This window comes from Photorhabdus viridis (assembly GCF_040256935.1).
GTDB classification, from domain to species: Bacteria; Pseudomonadota; Gammaproteobacteria; order Enterobacterales; family Enterobacteriaceae; genus Photorhabdus; species Photorhabdus viridis.
In genome coordinates this window covers 1-266 of record NZ_JBEJZY010000391.1, presented here as the reverse complement: position 1 = coordinate 266, position 266 = coordinate 1, and the positions used below count along the sequence as shown (strand labels likewise).

Here is a 266-nt window from a genome sequence, read left to right as displayed (position 1 = left end):
ACAATCCCATTAACCCGACCGTCAACGGATTTGGGGCCGCCAGCCAGCGCCCGGAGCTGGCAGCGCCACCGCCAATGTAACGCATCACCAGCGCTTCCCCATCCGCTGCCACACTACGGGTGGTGGCTGCCACTGCCGTAGCAGCCGCTTCAGCTTTCGCTTTTCCACCACGAAACCAGCGTTTATACCACGGTAATTTTTTATCCTGCGGCTTATCCGGTTCAGGTGGGTGTTTCTTGCCCTGAGGAGGCGGTTCAGGCTTTTGC

At 59.0% G+C, this 266-nt stretch carries 1 pseudogene; it reads right to left on the bottom strand.

The features are described 5' to 3' along the window. A pseudogene (locus tag ABR397_RS23870) lies at nucleotides 1-266 on the bottom strand (S-type pyocin domain-containing protein); the annotation flags it as partial.